Genomic DNA, 17,760 nt, shown 5'->3' with positions numbered 1-17,760 from the left:
GCGCTCACCGGCGGCTCCAGGAGCGGAAGGCGCGCAGGTGGTCCGGAGCGGTCACGGCCTCCAGCCGCTCGTCGTCCTGCCGTCCTCCGCCCAGCGCGGCGACCACCCGGCGGGCCGGTGCGTTGCGCTCGGTGCGCTCGGCCGTCAGCCTGACCTTCGTGCAGCCCAGGGCGTCGGCGCGGTCGGCCAGCCAGCGCAGCAGGTGCTCCTCGACCCCGCGGCCGAGCGCCCGGCAGCTCAGCATCCAGGCGAGCACGTCGAGCCGGTCCCCCTCGGCCCGGACGGCGATCAGCCCGATCTGGCCGTAGTCGCCGAACCGGTCCCGGGCCGCGGCCGTCCACACCTCGCCGCGCTGCCGCCAGCGGGCCAGGTCGCCGCCGTCCGCGGACCGGGCACGAAGCGTGAACTGATTTGTACGACGCACCAGTTGTTCCGCCCGCCGTACGTCGTCCTCGGCCAGCTCCCGGATGTCGACCCGGAGTTCCAGCCCGGCCAGGAACTCCTCGAAGCCGTCTTCCTCGCGGGCGGCGTCCCGCTCCCGCTCCTGTTCGTAGAAGCGGGCCCGCAGCGTGTCCTCGGCGGTCGCGGCGGCCGGGACCAGCGGCCACAACCTGCCCAGGAAGGAGTCCAGTTCGCCCGCGGCCGGGCAGGTCACGGAGAGCACCCGCGGCAACCGCGCCCGCATCTTGGCGATTTCGGCGGGGTTGTCGTCGAGGAACAGGAAGCTCTCCAGGCCCAGGCCGAGGGTGCGGGCCGTCGCCGCCAGCCGGTCCGGTTTGGGGTCCCAGGCGGCGGAGAGCACGCTGAAGTGCTCCGCCCCGAGCGGGCTGTCGGGGCGGTCGAGGACCGCGCGGACGGTGGCTTCGTCGTTGTTGCTGACCAGGACGAGCAGTGCGCCGGCCGCGCGCCACTGGAGCAGCCTGCGGGCCAGCAGGGCACGCGGTCCGCTCAGGTCCACGGCGTCGGGGCCGATCTCGCCGGCGACTCCGCCCCACAGGGTCTCGTCGCCGTCGACGGCGATCACCTTCGGCGCGGGGCGCCGCACCGCTCGCACCACCTCGGCCAGGCGCAGCGCCACGGCCGCCTGGAAGGGCGGGGTGAAGGGCAGATGGGCCAGCCGTTCGGTCCGCTCGTCGAACGGTTCGTCGACGGGGTGGTACCGGGTCCACTCGTCGGGGCCGAGCACCGCGATGCCGGGCAGCTCGGCGAGCGCGGCGGCCGTGTCGTGCTCCCAGCGGACGAGGCGCTCCGCCGCGTCGGCCGTCGGCAGGAAGCCGACGACCAGTGGCTTCCGGGTCCGTTCGGCCAGGGCGCGCAGCGCGGCCGGGTAGGCGGTGCGCAGCTCGGCGAGCCCGGCGTCGTCCACCGGACCGAAGCGTTCCAGGTCGGCCGCCCGCAGCAGCACCACGCCCACCGCGGCGGCGGGATCGGCGAAGACGCCGGAGGGGTCCTGGAGGCTCGCGAGAACCTGGTGGTACGGGGCTTCCACGACCGTCGGGCCACCGTGGTCACCGTCGTCGAGAGCGGCCGCGCACAGCGGCGGCAGATGTCCCAGGGCGAAGGTGGCGGCGAGCGCGAGAGACCCGCGCGCCACGGGCTCCTCGGTGACCGGCACCGCGTCGGCGCCGCCGGGCACGGCGACGGCCACTGCGGCAGGCACGGCCGTGGGGGCGGCGGCGGACGGGGCGTCGTCCGTACGGACCCTCCGCCCCGGCTGCTCCGCCGCCTCCGCCAGCAGCCCGAGAAACTCCTCCCCCAGTGCGGTGGCGGCGTCCGCGTCGAGGACGTCGAGGTTGTGGTCGAGCCGGACGCGGCCCGCGTCCGGGATCATGGTGATCATCAGGTCGAGGTCCGAGTGGCCCGTCCCGGCCGGCAGCACCTCCAGGGCGCCGAGGCGGCCCGTGGAGCGTACGTAGTTGAAGTACACCTCGACGAGCGGGGCGTCGGGCCGGTACAGGCCCTGCCGGGCGAGGGTGGGCAGCACGTCGGAGAACACCGCGCCCTTGGCGAGGATCCGCTGCAAGCGCCCGTCGGTGCGGCGCAGCACCTCCTCGACCGTGTCGGTCGCCCGGGCCTCGGCCGGGAACGGCACGGGGATGCCGTAGAAGCCCACCGCGTCGTACGCGTCGGCGTGGATGCGGGTGTCCACGGGCACGGCGAGCACGAACCGTTCGCGTCGGCGCTTCCTGGCCAGCAGCACCGTCAGGGTGCCCAGGCAGAAGGCGGCGGGGGTGACGGCGAGGGCGCTCGCGGCGGCCGTGACGCGTGCCGGCAGGCCGTCCGGGAGGGCGAGGGTGACGCTGCCGGCCCGGTAGGACCGGGTCCGCGGGCGCGGGGCGGCATCGGCGAGGTCGAGGCGCTCACTGCCGTGGAAGGCCCGCAGCCAGTCCGCGCCGGCCCCCTCGCCGCCCGGCCGCTGGGCCTCGACGAGCAGGTCGATGTCGCGGTTGGTCACGGTGCCGTCGAGCACGGTGCCGCACAGTTCGGCGTCGATCTCGGCGGCGACGAGCAGCAGGGACTGGAGGTCGCTCACCGCGTGGTGGGCGCCGAACAGCAGGGTCTGGCCGGCCACGCCGTCGTCGAGCAGTTCGAACCGCCACAGCGGGGTGCCGGTCAGGTCGAACGGCGGCTCCAGCAGGGCGCGCAGCCGGTCGGCGGCGTCGTGGGCACCGTCGCCGGTGGTCCGGCGCAGCAGCGGTCGGCCGGGCTCGCGGTCCACGCGCAGCAGGCGGCCGCCCTCGGCGGCGGTGACGATCGCCGTGCGCAGGGCCGCGTGCCGGGCGACGAGGCGGGTGAGGATGCCGGTGAGGGTCTGCTCGGTGGTCGGTGTGATGAGCCGGACGGCGAGTCCGACGGCGTGGGCCGCGTCGGGCATCCCGGGCCGGGCACTGCGCAGCAGGCGTACGACGTCCCGGGTCGCCGGCCGCAACTCGGTCTCGGGCACCTCGGCGGGCCGGTCGGGCGCGGACGGCCCAGGGAGGTCGGGGAGGTCGGCGCGGTCGGGCAGGCCGGTGGCGAGGGCGCGGGCGACGCCACGGATGTCGGACGCGGCGAACAGGTCGGCGGTGGGCAGCTCGACGCCCAGTTCGCGGGCGAAGGCGTTGCGCAGCCGGACGAGCATGAGGGAGTCCAGGCCGAGTTCCTTCAGCGCGCTCCCGGCGGCCGCGTCCACCAGGCCGCCGGACACCTCGACCACCCGGGCGCGTACGTAGGTCTCCAGCCAGGCGGCGCGCTCGTCGTCGTCCGTCGCCGCGAACACCTTCTTCACCAGGTCGTCCGTGGCCGCGGTACCGGTCGGGACGGTGACCAGGTCGGCCAGGATCGGGCGGGTGCGCACCGCGTCCGGGTCGAGGGCCAGCAGCTCCCGGTCGAGGGCGACGGGCGCGAGCTGGCGCCGGGGCGTGCCCAGGACGCGTTCGAACAGTTCGCCGCCGTCCTGCGGGGAGAACGCGACGAGGCCGGAGCGGCCGGTCTCGGCGGCCCGGGTGCGCGACCCGGCGACCATGCCGACCCCGGACCAGGCTCCCCAGTCGAGGCTCAGCGCCCGCCGGCCGGTGCGGGAGAGGTGGTGGGCCCAGGCGTCGAGGAAGGCGTTCGCCGCCGCGTACGGGCTCTGTCCTGCGGAGCCGAGGAGACCGGCCACCGAGGCGAACAGGACCATGTCGCCCGCCTCGGGGGCCAGTTCGGTGAGCAGGGCGGTGCCCAGCACCTTGGGGGCGAGGACGGCGCGGACGCGTGCGTCGGTCAGCCCCTCCAGGGTGGCGTCGTCGAGGACACCGGCCGCGTGCACGATCCCGGCGACGGGTCCGGTGTCGCGCCGTACGGCGTCCAGGGCGGCGGTCAGACCCGCGCGGTCGGCGACGTCGGCGCGGGCGAGGTGCACGGTGGCGCCTCGCCGTTCGAGGCCCTCGATCCAGCGGGCGGTGTCCGCGTCGGGCGTGCCCCGGCTCAGCAGGGCCAGTCGGCGCGCGCCCAGGCCGACGAGTCGTTCGGCGACGACCCGGCCGAGACCGCCGAGACCGCCGGTGACGAGGTACACGCCGTCCGGGTCGATCCCGTCGCGGCCGTTGCCGTCGGGGCGGGTGCGGGCCAGGCGCGGTACGAACCGGCCCGCGTCGCGCAGGGCGACGAGGCGTTCGTCGTCCGCGTGCCACAGCTGGGTCCACAGGGCGTCGGCGCCGCCGTCGGGGGGCAGGTCGACGAGGGTGGTCGCCAGCTCCGGGTGCTCCTGCGCCACGCTGAGCCCGAATCCCCAGGCCAGAGCCTGCTGAGGGTGCGTCACTTCGCTGCTGCCCCCGGCTGGTTGGGTGCCGCGGACCACGACGAACAGACGAGGTGCGCGGCTGCCGGACGGACGGGCGGCGAGGGCGCGCACCAGGTGCAGGGTGGTCAGACAGCACACGCGCGCGGCCTCCTCGGCCGTCCGCGCGTCGTCGATCGCGGGGGCGTCGAGGGCGGTCAGCTGGACCACCCGCTCGGGCGGCGCGTCCGCGAACTCCTCGTCGAGGAGCCGGGCCAGATGCCCGGGGTCGGCCGGGTCGAGCACATGACGGCCGGGCGCTTCCGCCCGGTACGCCGGTCCGCCGCGGGCGATCACGTGCGGCACCGCGGTGCCGAGCCGCCGGGCCAGGTCGTCGGCCACGCCCGTGCCGTCGGCGAGGATCAGCCAGCGGCCGGTGCTGGGCGGCTCCTGGGCGGCCGGGCGCGGCTGCCAACGGGTCTCGAAGAGCGCGCCGTCCAGCGGGGAGAGCGCGGCCAGCCTGAAGTCCCTTATCTCCAGCACGAGTCGGTCCTCGTCGTCCCACAGGTCCAGGTCGAGGACGGCCGTTTCACCGGCGTACGCGCGCAGTTCGCAGGTCACCCAGGCGGGCGCGGTGCGCAGTCCGGTGTGCCGCAGCCGTCCGACGCCGGCGGGCACGAACGCCCGGCCCTGCGGGGCGTCGCCGGGCAGGGCGGCCGTGTGGAAGGCGGCGTCGAGGACGGCCGGGTGCAGCAGGTGTCCGGTGGCCGGGCGGGTGGTGAGGCGGCCGAGCCCGGCGGTGGCGGTGCGGTGCCCGGCCGCCAGGCCGCGGAAGGCCGGGCCGTAGTCGATGCCGAGGGTGGCGAGACGGGCGTAGAGGGCCGCCGTGTCGACCTGCTCCGTGCAGCGTTCGCGCAGCTCGGCCAGGGGTGTGCCCGCGGTGGCCGGTGAGGCGTCGACGGCGATCCGTCCGTCGACGTGCCGCTGCCACCGCGCCTGCCGCTCGCCCGCGGGCGCGGAGCGGACGGTGAACTCCCGAAGACCGTTCTCGGCCGCCAGCACCCGTAGTTGCAGTCGTACGGGCCGGTCCGGGTCGAGGCGCAGCGGCTGTACGAAGGTGACGTCGGCCAGCGTGACTTCGCCGCCGTCCCCGTCCTGGAGGTCGGCCGCGGCCTCCAGGGCCATGCCGAGCAGGGCGGCGCCGGGCAGCCAGACCTCGCCGCCGACCTGATGATCGCTCAGATAGGCGAAGCGGCTGTCGTTCAGGTCGAGTTCGGTCTGGAAGAGGTGCCGGTCGGGTTCGTCGCCGACCTCGACATGGGTGCCCAGCAGGGGCGAGCCACCGCCGGTGGAGGCGGGCGCGGGGGCGAGCCAGTGGCGTTCGCGGGCGAAGGCGTACGTGGGCAGGTCGGTCCGGCGGCCGGCGCCGTCCGGGAACAGCGCGGACCAGTCGGGCGCGTGTCCGGCGGTGTACAACTCCCCCGCCCTGCGCAGCAGTACGGCGTGTCCGTCCTGCTGGCGGCGGAGCGAGGCGAGGCCCACCGCGTCGATCCCGGCCTCGGCGGCGACCGCCTCGACGGCGGGCAGCAGGGAGGGGTGCGGGCTCAGTTCGACGAAGTAGCGGTAGCCGTCGTCCAGCAGGCGCCGGACGGTGTCCGCGAAGCGGACGGGACGGGCGAGGTTGGCGTACCAGTACTCGGGGTCGAGCCGCTCGCCCGGTACGGGCTCGGCCAGCACCGTCGAGTAGAAGGGAGTGCCGGTGCGCGTGCCGCGGACGTCGCGCAGGCGGTCGAGGAGCTCGTCGCGCAGGGGGTCCATCAGGGGCGTGTGCGAGGCGAACGGCGTCGACAGCGGCCGTGCGGCGATCCCCCGTTCGTCCAGCCGTCGGCGCAGGTCGGCCAGCGCGTCGGTCTCCCCGGAGACGGCGGTGGAGCGGGCGCTGTTGACGGCGGCGACGAACAACCGGTCCGGGTACGGCGTGAGAAGGGTCGCGGCCTCGGCGGACGGCAGGTCCACGGCGAGCATGCCGCCGCGTCCGGCCAGCGGGACGACCGTCCGGGCGCGTCCGGTCACGACGGTCACGGCGTCGTCCAGGGTGAGGGCGCCCGCGCTGTAGGCGGCGGCGATCTCGCCGAGGCTGTGGCCGAGCACGGCGTCGGGGGCGACCCCGAGCGCCCGCCAGGCGGCGGCGAGCGCGGCGTTGACGGCGAAGAGCACCGGTTGCAGGTACTCGGTGCGGTCGAGCGGGGAGAACTCCTCCGGTGCCCGCAGCACGTTGAGCACCGACCAGCCGTCCCGGCGGTGCACCGCCCGGTCGATCCGGGTCAGTTCGGCGCGGAAGGCCTCCGACTCGGCCAGCAGGTCCACCGCCATGCCGGGCCACTGGCCGCCGTGTCCGGCGAAGACGAAGGCGACCTTGCCGGTCGGGTCCTCGCGCGGCGCGGCGAGCGGCGCCCGGCCGGCGGCCAACGCATCCAGGTGGGCGCGTAGTTCGTCCCGGTCGCCCGCCACGATCGCCGCGCGCCGCTCGAAGTGGCCGCGGTGCCGGGCGAGGGTGTGGGCGACGTCCGGCAGGCGGGCGTCGTCGGTGAGGTGCCGGGCCAGCCGGGCCGCCTGCCCGCGCAGCGCGCCCTCGCTCCGCCCGGACAGTACGAACAGCCGCTTGCCCGCGCTCCGTTCGGGCCGGATCGAAGGCTCGGACCCCGGCGCCAGCTCGGACCGCGGCAAAGGGTCGGTCCGGGACGAGGGCGCGGCGGGCGGGGCCTCCTCGACGACGACGTGCGCGTTGGTGCCGCTGATGCCGAAGGCGCTGACCCCGGCGCGCCGCGGCCGCCCGGTCGCGGCGGGCCAGTCCACGGACCGCCGGAGCAGCTCGAGTCCGCTGTCGCCCCAGTCGACGTGGCGGCTGGGGGTGTCCGCGTGCAGGGTGGCGGGCAGTCGGCCGTGACGCAGCGACTGGACCACCTTGATGAGTCCGGCGACGCCGGAAGCCGCCTGTGCGTGGCCGATGTTGGACTTCAGCGAGCCCAGGTACAGCGGGCGGTCCGCGGGCCGTGTGGCGCCGAAGACCTCCGCGAGGGCGTTCGCCTCGATCGGATCGCCCAGCGTGGTGCCGGTGCCGTGCGCCTCCACGTGGTCGATGTCGGCGGGTTCGAGTCCGGACAGTTCCAGGGCCCGCCGGATCACGCGTTCCTGGGCGGGGCCGTTCGGCGCGGACAGGCCCTGGCTGCGGCCGTCCTGGTTGACGGCCGTGCCGCGCAGCACCGCGAGCACCTCGTCGCCGTCCCGGCGGGCGTCGGTCAGCCGCTTCAGTACGAGCAGACCTGCGCCCTCGGCCCAGATCGCGCCGTCGGCGTCGTCGGAGAAGGAGCGGCAGCGGCCGGTCGTGGACAGGCCGCGCAGCCGGCTGAACTCGACGAAGGTCTGCGGTGTCACCATCAGCGTCACCCCGCCCGCGAGGGCGAGATCGCACTCGCCGGAGCGCAGCGCCTGGGCCGCCAGGTGGGTGGCGACCAGGGACGACGAGCAGGCGGTGTCCACGGTCAGCGCCGGGCCGTGCAGTCCGAGCGCGTAGGCGAGCCGGCCCGAGGCCACGCTCAGCGCCGACCCGGTGCCGACGTACCCGTCGAGCTGGTCGAGCCGGGAGCCGGAGAGGTAGTCGCTGCCGAACATGCCGACGTACACACCGGTGGTGCTGCCCGCCAGTTCCGCGGGCACGATCCCGGCCCGTTCCAGGGCCTCCCACGCGGTCTCCAGCAGCAGGCGCTGCTGCGGGTCCATGGCGGCGGCCTCCCTCGGGGTGATGCCGAAGAACCCGGCGTCGAAGGAGCCGATGTCGTCGAGGAAGCCGCCCTCACGGGCATAGGTCTTGCCCGCCGCGTCCGGATCGGGGTCGTACAGCGACTCCACGTCCCAGCGGTCGGCCGGGAACGGGCCGACGGCGTCGCGGCCGTCCGCGACCAGCCGCCACAGGTCCTCCGGGTCGCCGACGCCGCCGGGCAGGCGGCAGGCCATGGCCACCACCGCGATCGGCTCGTCGGCGCCCGGGACCGCTGTGGTGCCGCCCGGGGCCGTCGTGGCCGCGCGGCCCGGCCCGGTGCGGTGCGGCCCGCCGGTCTCCGTCGCGAGCGGGCCGGCGAGCAGGTAGGCGGTGAGGCGGTCGGGGGTGGGATGGTCGAAGAGCAGGGTGGCGGGGAGCCGGGCGTCGAGGCGGCCCGCGATGCGGTTGCGCAGCTCCACGGCGGTCACCGAGTCCATGCCGAGTTCGCGCAACGGCTGGTCGGGGCGGACGGATTCGGCCGAGCGCAGCCCGAGGGCGCGTGAGGCCTCCTCGCGGACCAGGGCGAGGACGCGGCCCGCTCGTTCGCTCTCGGGCAGCCGGGCCAGTCGCGCCGCCAGGCCCGTGGACCGCCCGGCGGTGCGGGGCGCGGGCAGCAAGGACCGCCAGAGCGCCGCGTCGGCCGCCGGCCCCGTGCGCAGCCTGGGCAGGTCCAGCGCCCAGGCGACGAGGTGCGGGGTACCGCGCCGCAGAGCCAGCGCGGCGAGTCCGCGGCCCTGTGCGGGGGTGAGGGCTCGGTGGCCGGACCGGGCCATCCGCGCCAGGTCGGCGTGTTCGGCGGCCAGTCCCTCGCCGGACCAGGCGCCGAAGGAGACGGAGGTGGCGGACAGGCCCAGCGCCCGCCGGTGGTGGGCGAGTTGGTCGAGGAAGACGTTGGCCGCCGCGTAGTTGCCCTGCCCGGCGTTGCCGACGACTCCGGCGGCCGAGGAGACCAGCAGGAACATCGTGAGCGGCAGGCCGGCGGTCAGCCGGTGGAGATGGGCGGCGCCGTCGACCTTGGGGCGCAGGACCCGGGCGAGGCGTTCGGGGGTCAGCTCGGCGACGACGCCGTCGTCCAGGACGCCCGCGCAGTGCACGACACCGCGCAGCGGCAGCTCATCGCCCACTCCGGCGAGCACGTCGGCCAAGGCGTCCGCGTCGGCGACGTCGCAGGCCGCCACCTCCACCTCGGCGCCGAGCGCGCCGAGTTCGGCCGTGACGTCCGCGGCGCGCGAATCGGCCGGTCCCCGACGTGAGGTCAACAGCAGTCGCGGTACGCCCTGTTCGGCGAGCAGCCGGGCGAGGTGGCGGCCGACGGCGCCCAGTCCGCCGGTGACGAGCACGGTGCCGTCGGCGGGCAGGCCGTCGACCGGCTCGGCAGCACGGGCCCGCACCAGCCGTGGAGCGACCAGCACCCCCTCGCGCAGGGCGAGTTCGGGCTCGCCGGGGTGCGCGAGGGCGGCACTCAGCCACTCGGCGGAGCTCCCGGCGGAGGCGTCGTCGAGGTCGAGCAGGGTCAGCCCGAGGGCGGGGTGCTCGGCGCGGGCGCTGCGGGCCAGGCCCCACAGCACGGACTGGGCGAGCCCGGTCACGGCGTCGCCCTCGGCGGCGGCGACGGCGCCGCGCGTGACCCAGACGGTCCGGGCGGGCGCCTCGTCGGGCGCGAGCGTCGCCAGGGCGCGCAGTTCGGCGAGCGCGGTGGCCGCCGACTCCTGTGCCGCGGCCGCCGGTTCCGCCCCTCGCGCCGGGCGCGGCCAGATCCGTACGACGATGTCGGCGTCCGCACCGGCCATCGGGACGCCCGCCGCGGCGAGGTCGTGCGCCATCGCCGCGACCGCGGGGTCCGACGACTCGCCGAGGACGGTCCAGGTACCGGTGCCCGGACTCACCGTGGGCACCGCCGTCCCCGACTCGGTCGCCCCCGGAGCGACCGTCCCCGCTTCGGGCTGCGTGTCCACCTGTGTCCATGTCACCTCGTACAGGTGACGGGCGTGCTCGGACGCCGGGTCCAGGTCGGCCGGCGCCACCGCCCGCAGTCGTACGTTCTCCAGCCGTCCGGCCGGGAAGCCGTCGGCGTCCCACAGGGTCACCTCCAGCGTGCGGTCGTCCGCCGCGCCGCCGGTCCGTCGTACACGAGCGGTCAGCTCGGTCGCGCCGTCGCCGGGCGGCAGCACGCAGCGGCCCACCGAGACCGGCAGCAGCACCCGGCCGTCGGACGGGTCGAGCGCGGCGGCCACGTGCAGCGCCGCGTCGAGCAGCGCGGGGTGGACGGGGTAGGGGTCGCTCACGTCCCGGGCGGCGGCGGGCAGCGACAGCCGGGCCAGCAGCTCGCCGTCGCCGGTCGGGACGGCCTCCCGGACACCCCGGAAGGCGGGGCCGTAGCCGAGGCCCAGGCCGGTCAGCCGGTCGTAGGCGTCCGGGCTCCAGGCGGGTACGGCGGCCTCCGGCCATCCGGGCGGCGGCCCGTCCGCCGCACCGGTCGGGGCATCAGCCACGGTAGCGGTCGCGGTCGCGTGCAGGGTCCAGCCGGTGGTGTCCCCGTCGCGCGTACGGCTGTGGACGGTGACCTCCGGTACCGGTCCCTCCGTGCCGACCTCGACGGACACCTCGACAGTACCGGCGGACGGCAGGGTGAGCGGGCTGACGACGAGCAGGTCGGCGAGGTCGGCCGGGTGGTCGGGGCGGGCCGTGGCCAGCGCCGCGCGGCACAGTTCCAGCAGGGTCGTGCCGGACACCACGGTCCGCCCGAACACCGTGTGGTCGGGCAGCCAGTCGGCGGTGGCCGTGGACCACTCGTTGCGGAACGTCCAGCGGGCCTGGTCGGCCGACTGGAGCTGGATGCCCAGCAACGGGTGTGCGGCCCGGTCGAGAAGGCCGGAACCGCCTTCGGCGGACTCGGGCTCGATCCAGTACCGCTGCGGGTCCCAGGCGTAGGTGGGCAGCTCGGCGGGCGCGGCGTCGGGCACCAGCCGCCGCCAGTCGACCGGCCTTCCTTGGGCGTGGAGTTCGGCCGTGGCCAGGTCCAGGCAGGCCGGTCCGTCCTCGTCCCGGCGCAGCGAGCCGACGACGACCAGGTCCTCGCCCACTTCGTCGCCGACCGTGCGCAGCGCGGTCGACAGGGCCGGGTGCGGGCCGAGTTCGACGAAGCAGCGGTATCCGTCGGCCGTCATGCGCGCCACGGTGGGTCCGAAGCGCACGGGCGCGCGCAGGTTGGTGTACCAGTAGTCCGCCTCGAGTTCCCCGGTGACCGGTTCGCCGGTGACCGTGGAGTACCAGGTGACGGAGGTCGGGGTGGTGACGACCCCGTCGAGTTCGTCCAGGACGCTCGCGCGAACCGGTTCGACCTGGGCACTGTGGGACGCGTAGTCCACGTCGAGGCGGCGGACGAAGACCTGCTCCCGGTCGAGGTCGGCGAGCAGCGCCTCCAGTGCCTCGACGGCGCCGGAGACCACCGTGGAGCGGCCGCTGTTGACGGCGGCGACCGAGACGCGGCCGTCGAGCCCGGCGAGACGGACCTCCACCTCGGTGTGCGGGAGGCCGACGACGGCCATGGTCCCGGAGCCGGACAGCCCGGTCAGGGCCCGGCTGCGCAGCGCGACCACGGCTGCCGCGTCGTTGAGGCTGAGCGCCCCGGCGGCGCAGGCCGCGGCGACCTCGCCCTGGCTGTGCCCGATCACGGCGTCGGGGCGGACGCCACGGGCCCGCCACACCGCGGCCAGCGACACCATCACGGCGAAGAGCGCCGGCTGTACGACGTCGACGCGGTCCAGGCCGGGAGCGCCCGCGTCACCGCGCAGGACGGCCGCGACGGACCATCCGGTGAACGGGCGCAAGGCACCGTCGCAGCGGTCGAGTTCGTCCGCGAACACCGGGTCCCGTACCAGCAGGTCCCGGGCCATACCGGTCCACTGGGCGCCCTGGCCGGGGAAGACGAAGGCCAGCTTGCCCGCGGGGCGGCTCTGCCGGGGCCCGACGGTCTGGCCGCCCTCGGTGCCGAGGTCTCCACGCTCGTCCTCGACGGCCAGGGCGCGCAGCGCGGTCCGCAGCGCGTCGCGGTCACCGGCGCGGACCACGGCGCGTTGCTCGAAGTGGGTGCGGTGGTGGGCGAGCGTGGCGCTCACCACCGGAAGCGGCAACCCGGGTCGGACGTCCAGGGTTTCGAGGAGACGGGCGGCCTGGCCCCGCAGGGCGGGGAGGGTGCGGGCGGAGAGGGGGAAGAGGAGGTCCCTCGACACCATGTCGGACGCATCCGTCGGCGCCGCGTCGGACGCATCCGTGGGCACCGCGTCGGACGCATCCGCCGGCGCCTCCGCGGATACCGGCCGGGGTGCCTCCTCCAGGACCACGTGCGCGTTCGTCCCGCTGATCCCGAACGCGCTGATCCCGGCCCGTCGCACCCGGTCCGTGCGACGCGGCCACTCCTCGTCGCCGTGGTGCAGGCGCAGACCGCCGCGCGCCCAGTCGACGTGCTCGGTCGGAGCCCCGGTGTGCGGGGAGGCCGGTATCCGCTGGTGCCCGAGCGACAGTACGGTCTTGATGACCCCGGCGATACCGGCCGCGGCCTGGGTGTGGCCGATGACGGACTTCAGGGAGCCGACGCCGAGCGGCCGGTCGGCCGGGCGGTCCGGTCCGAAGACCGCGGCCAGCGCGTTGCCCTCGACGGGGTCGCCGAGCCGTGTTCCGGTGCCGTGCGCCTCGACGTGGTCGATGTCCTCGGGGCGCAGCCCGGCGGTGTGCAGGGCGGCACGCAGCACCCGTTCCTGGGCGAGGCCGCTCGGGGCGCTGAGCCCCTGGCTGCGCCCGTCCTGGTTGATCGCGGAGCCGCGGACGACGGCGAGCACCCGGTCGCCGTCCCGGCGTGCGTCCGCGAGCCGTTTGAGCAGCACCAGGCCGCAGCCCTCGGCCCACACCACGCCGTCCGCGTCGGCCGAGAAGGGCCGGCACCGCCCGGACGGCGACAGCCCGCGCAGTCTGCTGAACTCGACGTGTCCACGCGGGGTCACCAGCAGGCTCGCACCGCCCGCGAGGGCCAGGTCGCACTCCCCGCCCGCCAGCGCCCGGGACGCGAGGTGCAGGGCGACGAGGGAGGAGGAGCAGGCGGTGTCGACGGTGACGGCGGGGCCCTGGAGGCCGAGGGTGTAGGCCAGGCGCCCGGAGGCGACGCTGGACGCCGAGCCGGTGCCCACGTGCCCGTCGAGCTGTCCGAGGGACGCCGCGGACAGATAGCCGCTGTCGTAAAGGCCCACGTAGACACCGGTGTTGCTGCCGTTCAGGTCGGCGGGGAGGATGCCCGCGCGCTCGATCGCCTCCCAGCCGGTCGCCAGGAGCAGCCGCTGCTGGGGGTCCATCGCCGCGGCCTCGCGCGGGGAGATGCCGAAGAAGGACGCGTCGAAGCGGTCGATGGGGTCGAGGAACCCGCCGCGCAGGGTGTAGGCCCGGCCGACGGCCTCGGGATCGGGGTCGAGGAGCCGCCGTGTGTCCCAACGGCCCGCGGGGACTTCGGTGATGGCGTCCTCGCCCGAGGTCAGCACCCGCCACAGGCCGTCGGGGTCGTCGGCGTGACCGGGGAAGTGACAGGCCATGGAGATGACGGCGATGTCGTCGTGGGCCGGTGCGGACCGCCGCGCGGGCGGCCCGTCCCCCGGCCGGTCTCCCCCGGGCCCCGGGTCGGCGAGCAGCGCGTCGGCCAGGGCCGCGACGGTGGGGTGGTTGAACAGGAAGGACGGCTCCAGCGGCCGGCCGACGTGCTCCGCGAGTTCGACGGTCAGGGCGACCAACTGACGCGATCCCAGGCCGAACTCGGCGATCGGCCGGTGCGGGTCGACGGTCAGCGGGTCGAGTCCGGCCGCCTCGGCGACGGCCGTCGCCAGCCAGGCCCGTAGGCCCTCGGCGGTCTTGGGGGACGGCTCGGGGGTTCGCTTCGGGGACTCGTTCGCAGGCATCGGGAAAAGGTGTCCTCGGGAACTGGGGTTCGGGCGGAATGCCGTACGTACCGGGCACGGCCGTACGGCGGCTGCGGGCGGGCACGGGCCGCGGAGCGGGGTCGGACGGGCGTCGGCGCGGGCGTGGGCGGCACCGTGCTCCCGGGCCCGCGCCGGGTGCCGGGCCCTGGACGCGGGAGCCGGACCGTCGGCGCGGACGGGCGCGCCCGTGACGGACGTGCACCCGTCGGCACGCCCGGGCCTGCCCGCCGCAGGTGCGTCGCCGTCGGGACCGACGCCCGACCCGCCGCCGGTGGCGGACCGGTGGCGCCGACGGACGCACCCACGACCGGCGCCGAACCGTCGGCGACGGACCGTCGTCGGTCCCGTACCGCCCGCGGCGACGGACGTGCCCGTGCCCGGCGTCATCCCGTGGCGGGCACGCCCACCGTCGAGAGGGTGCCGTCGCGGTACGCGTCCCGGCAGGCGCGGCGCTGGATCTTGCCGCTGGAGGTCTTGGGGATGGTGCCGGGGTGGACGAGGACGACATCGTGCACGGCCGGCCCGTGGGCGTCGCCGATCGCGGCGCGCACCAGATCGGTGATCTTCTCGGCCTCGTCGGCGGCCTCGGGGGCCACCTCGGCGACCAGGACCGCCAGTTCGCCCTCCACCCCGGCGTCGACGGAGAACGCGGCGGTGCAGCCCGGCCGCAGCGCCGGATGGCACATCTCGGCGGCGAGCTCCAGGTCCTGCGGGTAGTGGTTGCGTCCGTCGACGACCATCAGGTCCTTCAGGCGGCCGGTGACGAACAGCTCGCCGGAGCGCAGGAATCCGAGGTCGCCGGTGCGCAGGAAGCGTCCCTCGTGGCCGGCCGTTGTGGCGCGGAAGGTCTGCCGGGTGGCGAGGGCGTTGCGCCAGTAGCCCTTGGCGACGCTCGCGCCGCTCACCCAGATCTCGCCGACCTCGCCCTCGGGGAGTTCGACGCCCTGCTCGGGGTCGGCGACGACGAGGGTGACGCCGGGTCCTGGCCGTCCGCAGCCGATCGCGGCCGCGTCCGCCGCACCGGTGTGCGCCCCCGCGTCGGCCGGCTCCAGCAGGACCGGCGGGGTGTCCACCGAGCCGCCGGTGACCATCACGGTGGCCTCGGCCAGGCCGTAGCAGGGGTAGAAGGCCTCGCGGCGGAAGCCCGCCGGTGCGAAGGTGCCGGTGAAGCGGCGCAGGGTGGCGGCGCGGACCGGTTCGGCGCCGTTGAAGGCGACCTTCCAGGAGCTGAGGTCGAGGCTGTCGACGAGTTCGGGGGTCGCGTGCTTGAGGCACAGCTCGTAGGCGAAGTTGGGGCCGCCGCTGGTGTGCGGGCGGAACCGGCTGATCGCGGTCAGCCAGCGCTCGGGCCGCTGGAGGAAGTGCAGCGGTGAGAAGAGCGTGGTGGTCAGGCCGAGGTGGACGGTGTTCAGGACCGGTCCGATCAGGCCCATGTCGTGGTACATGGGCAGCCAGCTCAGGACCAGTTCGCCGCCGTACTCCTCGATGGTGTCGGGCGTGTGGCCCATCCGTTCGGTGATGACCCGTTCGTTGTCGAGCAGGTTCCCGTGGGTCACGACCACGCCCTTGGGGGCGGAGGTGGAGCCGGAGGTGTACTGGAGGAAGGCGACCGAGTCGGCGGTGAGGTCGGGTGCGCGCCAGCCGTCCGCCGCGTCGTCGGGTATGTCCTCGGTGACGACCCGGGTGACGCCGCCCAGTTCGGGCAGGTGCTGCGCCAACTCGTCCAGTGCCGCGACGACTTCGCGCCCGCCCAGGACGACCGCGGGTTCCGCGTCGGCGATCAGCCGTCGCATCCGGGTCAGGGCACGGTGGTTGTGGGCCCGGCCCTGCGGGGGGACGCCCGGTACGGCGACGACGCCGGCCGAGAGGCAGCCCAGGTATCCGGAGATGAACTCCAGGCCGGACGGGTAGAGCAGCAGGGCACGGGATCCGGCCAGGCCGCGGTCCTGGAGCCAGGCGGCGACGGCCCGGGAGCGACGGGCGAGCCGGGCGTAGGTGATCTCCTGTAATGCTCCGTCACAGTCACCGGTGACGAGATAGCGGTAGGCGACGCGGTCCGGCTGTTGCGAGGCGTGCGTGGTCAGGACATCAACCAGGGAACGAGCCATGAGACGAGTTTCACCTGTCCGAATCTAAGAGAAAGGGAACTGGAGTTCGAAATTCAGGTCCCGCTGATGCGCGGAATCCGCCGACGAACCGGCCCCCTTGCCGGATCGCGCGCACCGCCGACCTGCCCGGGAAGTCGCGGCACCGCGGCCGCCCACACCCGGCGTCCCCCGCTCGGCGTGCTACCAACGGGTAGACCATAGCAAGTCCGTTCGCTTCACAGGACGGACTCACGTAAACCCTGGATGTCCGACAAGGTGTCGATGACCAGGACTGATTGCGCATTAAACCGATACCGACCGGTCGGGCAGGGTTCTGTTCTCGGCCTTCGGCGTCCGGCGTCCGGCGTCCGGCGTCCGGCGTCAGAAGTCCACGGGGTCCCGCACGATCGGACACGTCATGCAGTGCCCGCCGCCCCGCCCGCGCCCCAGTTCGGCACCGACGATGGTGACCACCTCGACGCCGGCCTTGCGCAGCAGCGTGTTGGTCTGGGTGTTGCGGTCGTACGTGAACACCACCCCCGGTTCCAGGGCGACCGCGTTGTTGCCGCTGTCCCACTGCTGCCGCTCGGAGGCGTAGACGTCGCCGCCGGTCTCCACGACCCGGAGCTCCGGCAGGCCGAGCGCCTCGGCGACCACGTCGACGAACGCCTTCGAGCCCTCGTCGGTGATCTCGACGCCGACGGCCTCCTTGTCCGACGGCCGCAGGGAGAAGGTGTGCACGGCCTCCATGATGGCCGGATACAGCGTCACCAGGTCACGGTCGGCGAAGGTGAACACGGTGTCGAGGTGCATCGCGGAGCGCAGCCTCGGCAGCCCGGCGACCACCACCCGCTCGGCGGCGCCCTGCTCGAACAGGGCCGTGGCGACCTGGGACACCGCCTGGCGCGAGGTGCGTTCGCTCATCCCCATCAGCACGACGCCGTTGCCGACCGGCATGATGTCGCCGCCCTCGAACGTCGCCTGTCCCCAGTCGCGTTCGGGGTCGCCCCACCAGACGGTGGACCCCACGTACTCGGGATGGAACTGGTAGATCGCCTTCATCAGCAGGGTCTCGCCGTGCCGGGCCGGCCAGTACAACGGATTGAGCGTGAGGCCGCCGTACAGCCAGCACGTGGTGTCCCGGGTGTAGAGGGTGTTGGGCAGCGGTGGCATCAGGTACTCGCGCACACCGGTCGACTCCCGCGCGAGGGCGAGGTAGCCGGTGCGGTACTCCTCCGGCAGGTCGGTGGTGGCCAGGCCGCCGAGCAGGAACGTGGCGAGCCGGGACGGGGCGAGGGTCTCCAGATAGGCGCGGGTGCTGTCGATGAGCCCCAGCCCGACCTCGTTCGCGGTGATCTTCCGGTCGAGGAGCCATTCCCGGGCCTCGGGAATCGCCATGGTCTGCGCGAGCAGGTCGTGCAACTCCACCACCTCGACACCGCGTTCGCGCATCTTGTTGACGAAGTCCGCATGGTCGCGCTGGGCGTTCTCCACCCACATCACGTCGTCGAAGAGCAGATCGCCGGAGTTCGTGGGGGTGAGCCTGTGGTGGGCGAGCCCGGGGGCACAGACGAGCACCTTGCGCAGCTTGCCGACCTCGGAGTGGACGCCGTACGCGGGGCGGATGTCTTGACCGGTCATGGTGCACCTTCC

The 17,760-nt window shown here is 75.1% G+C and carries 3 protein-coding genes; all 3 read right to left on the bottom strand.

What is annotated here, in order from left to right:
• Positions 1–4: 4 nt before the first annotated feature.
• The 3 genes from ACWC24_RS17770 to ACWC24_RS17760 all read right to left on the bottom strand — a co-directional run bounded on the left by ACWC24_RS17770 (position 5) and on the right by ACWC24_RS17760 (position 17,748).
• Positions 5–13,999 carry an SDR family NAD(P)-dependent oxidoreductase gene (locus ACWC24_RS17770; protein WP_450663746.1) on the bottom strand — a complete coding sequence of 4,665 codons (13,995 nt, stop codon included), beginning with the start codon at positions 13,997–13,999 and terminating at the stop codon, positions 5–7.
• A gap of 404 nt (positions 14,000–14,403) precedes the next feature.
• Positions 14,404–16,128 carry a fatty acyl-AMP ligase gene (locus ACWC24_RS17765; RefSeq protein WP_450663745.1) on the bottom strand — a complete coding sequence of 575 codons (1,725 nt, stop codon included), beginning with the start codon at positions 16,126–16,128 and terminating at the stop codon, positions 14,404–14,406.
• 360 nt (positions 16,129–16,488) lie between these two features.
• On the bottom strand, positions 16,489–17,748 hold the full coding sequence (locus ACWC24_RS17760) for an arginine deiminase (RefSeq protein WP_450663744.1): 1,260 nt from the start codon (positions 17,746–17,748) through the stop codon (positions 16,489–16,491).
• Positions 17,749–17,760: the final 12 nt, after the last annotated feature.

The sequence above is a fragment of the Streptomyces sp. NPDC001443 genome, from assembly GCF_053597355.1.
Note: the sequence above shows the minus strand (reverse complement) of the source record. Positions and strands in the feature narration are given on the sequence as shown.

Bases quoted from the DNA above. Each gene is read 5' to 3' on its own strand.
- ACWC24_RS17765 (WP_450663745.1), bottom strand. From the start codon at position 16,128: ATGGCTCGTTCCCTGGTTGATGTCCTGACCACGCACGCCTCGCAACAG.
- ACWC24_RS17760 (WP_450663744.1), bottom strand. From the start codon at position 17,748: ATGACCGGTCAAGACATCCGCCCCGCGTACGGCGTCCACTCCGAGGTC.
- ACWC24_RS17770 (WP_450663746.1), bottom strand. From the start codon at position 13,999: ATGCCTGCGAACGAGTCCCCGAAGCGAACCCCCGAGCCGTCCCCCAAG.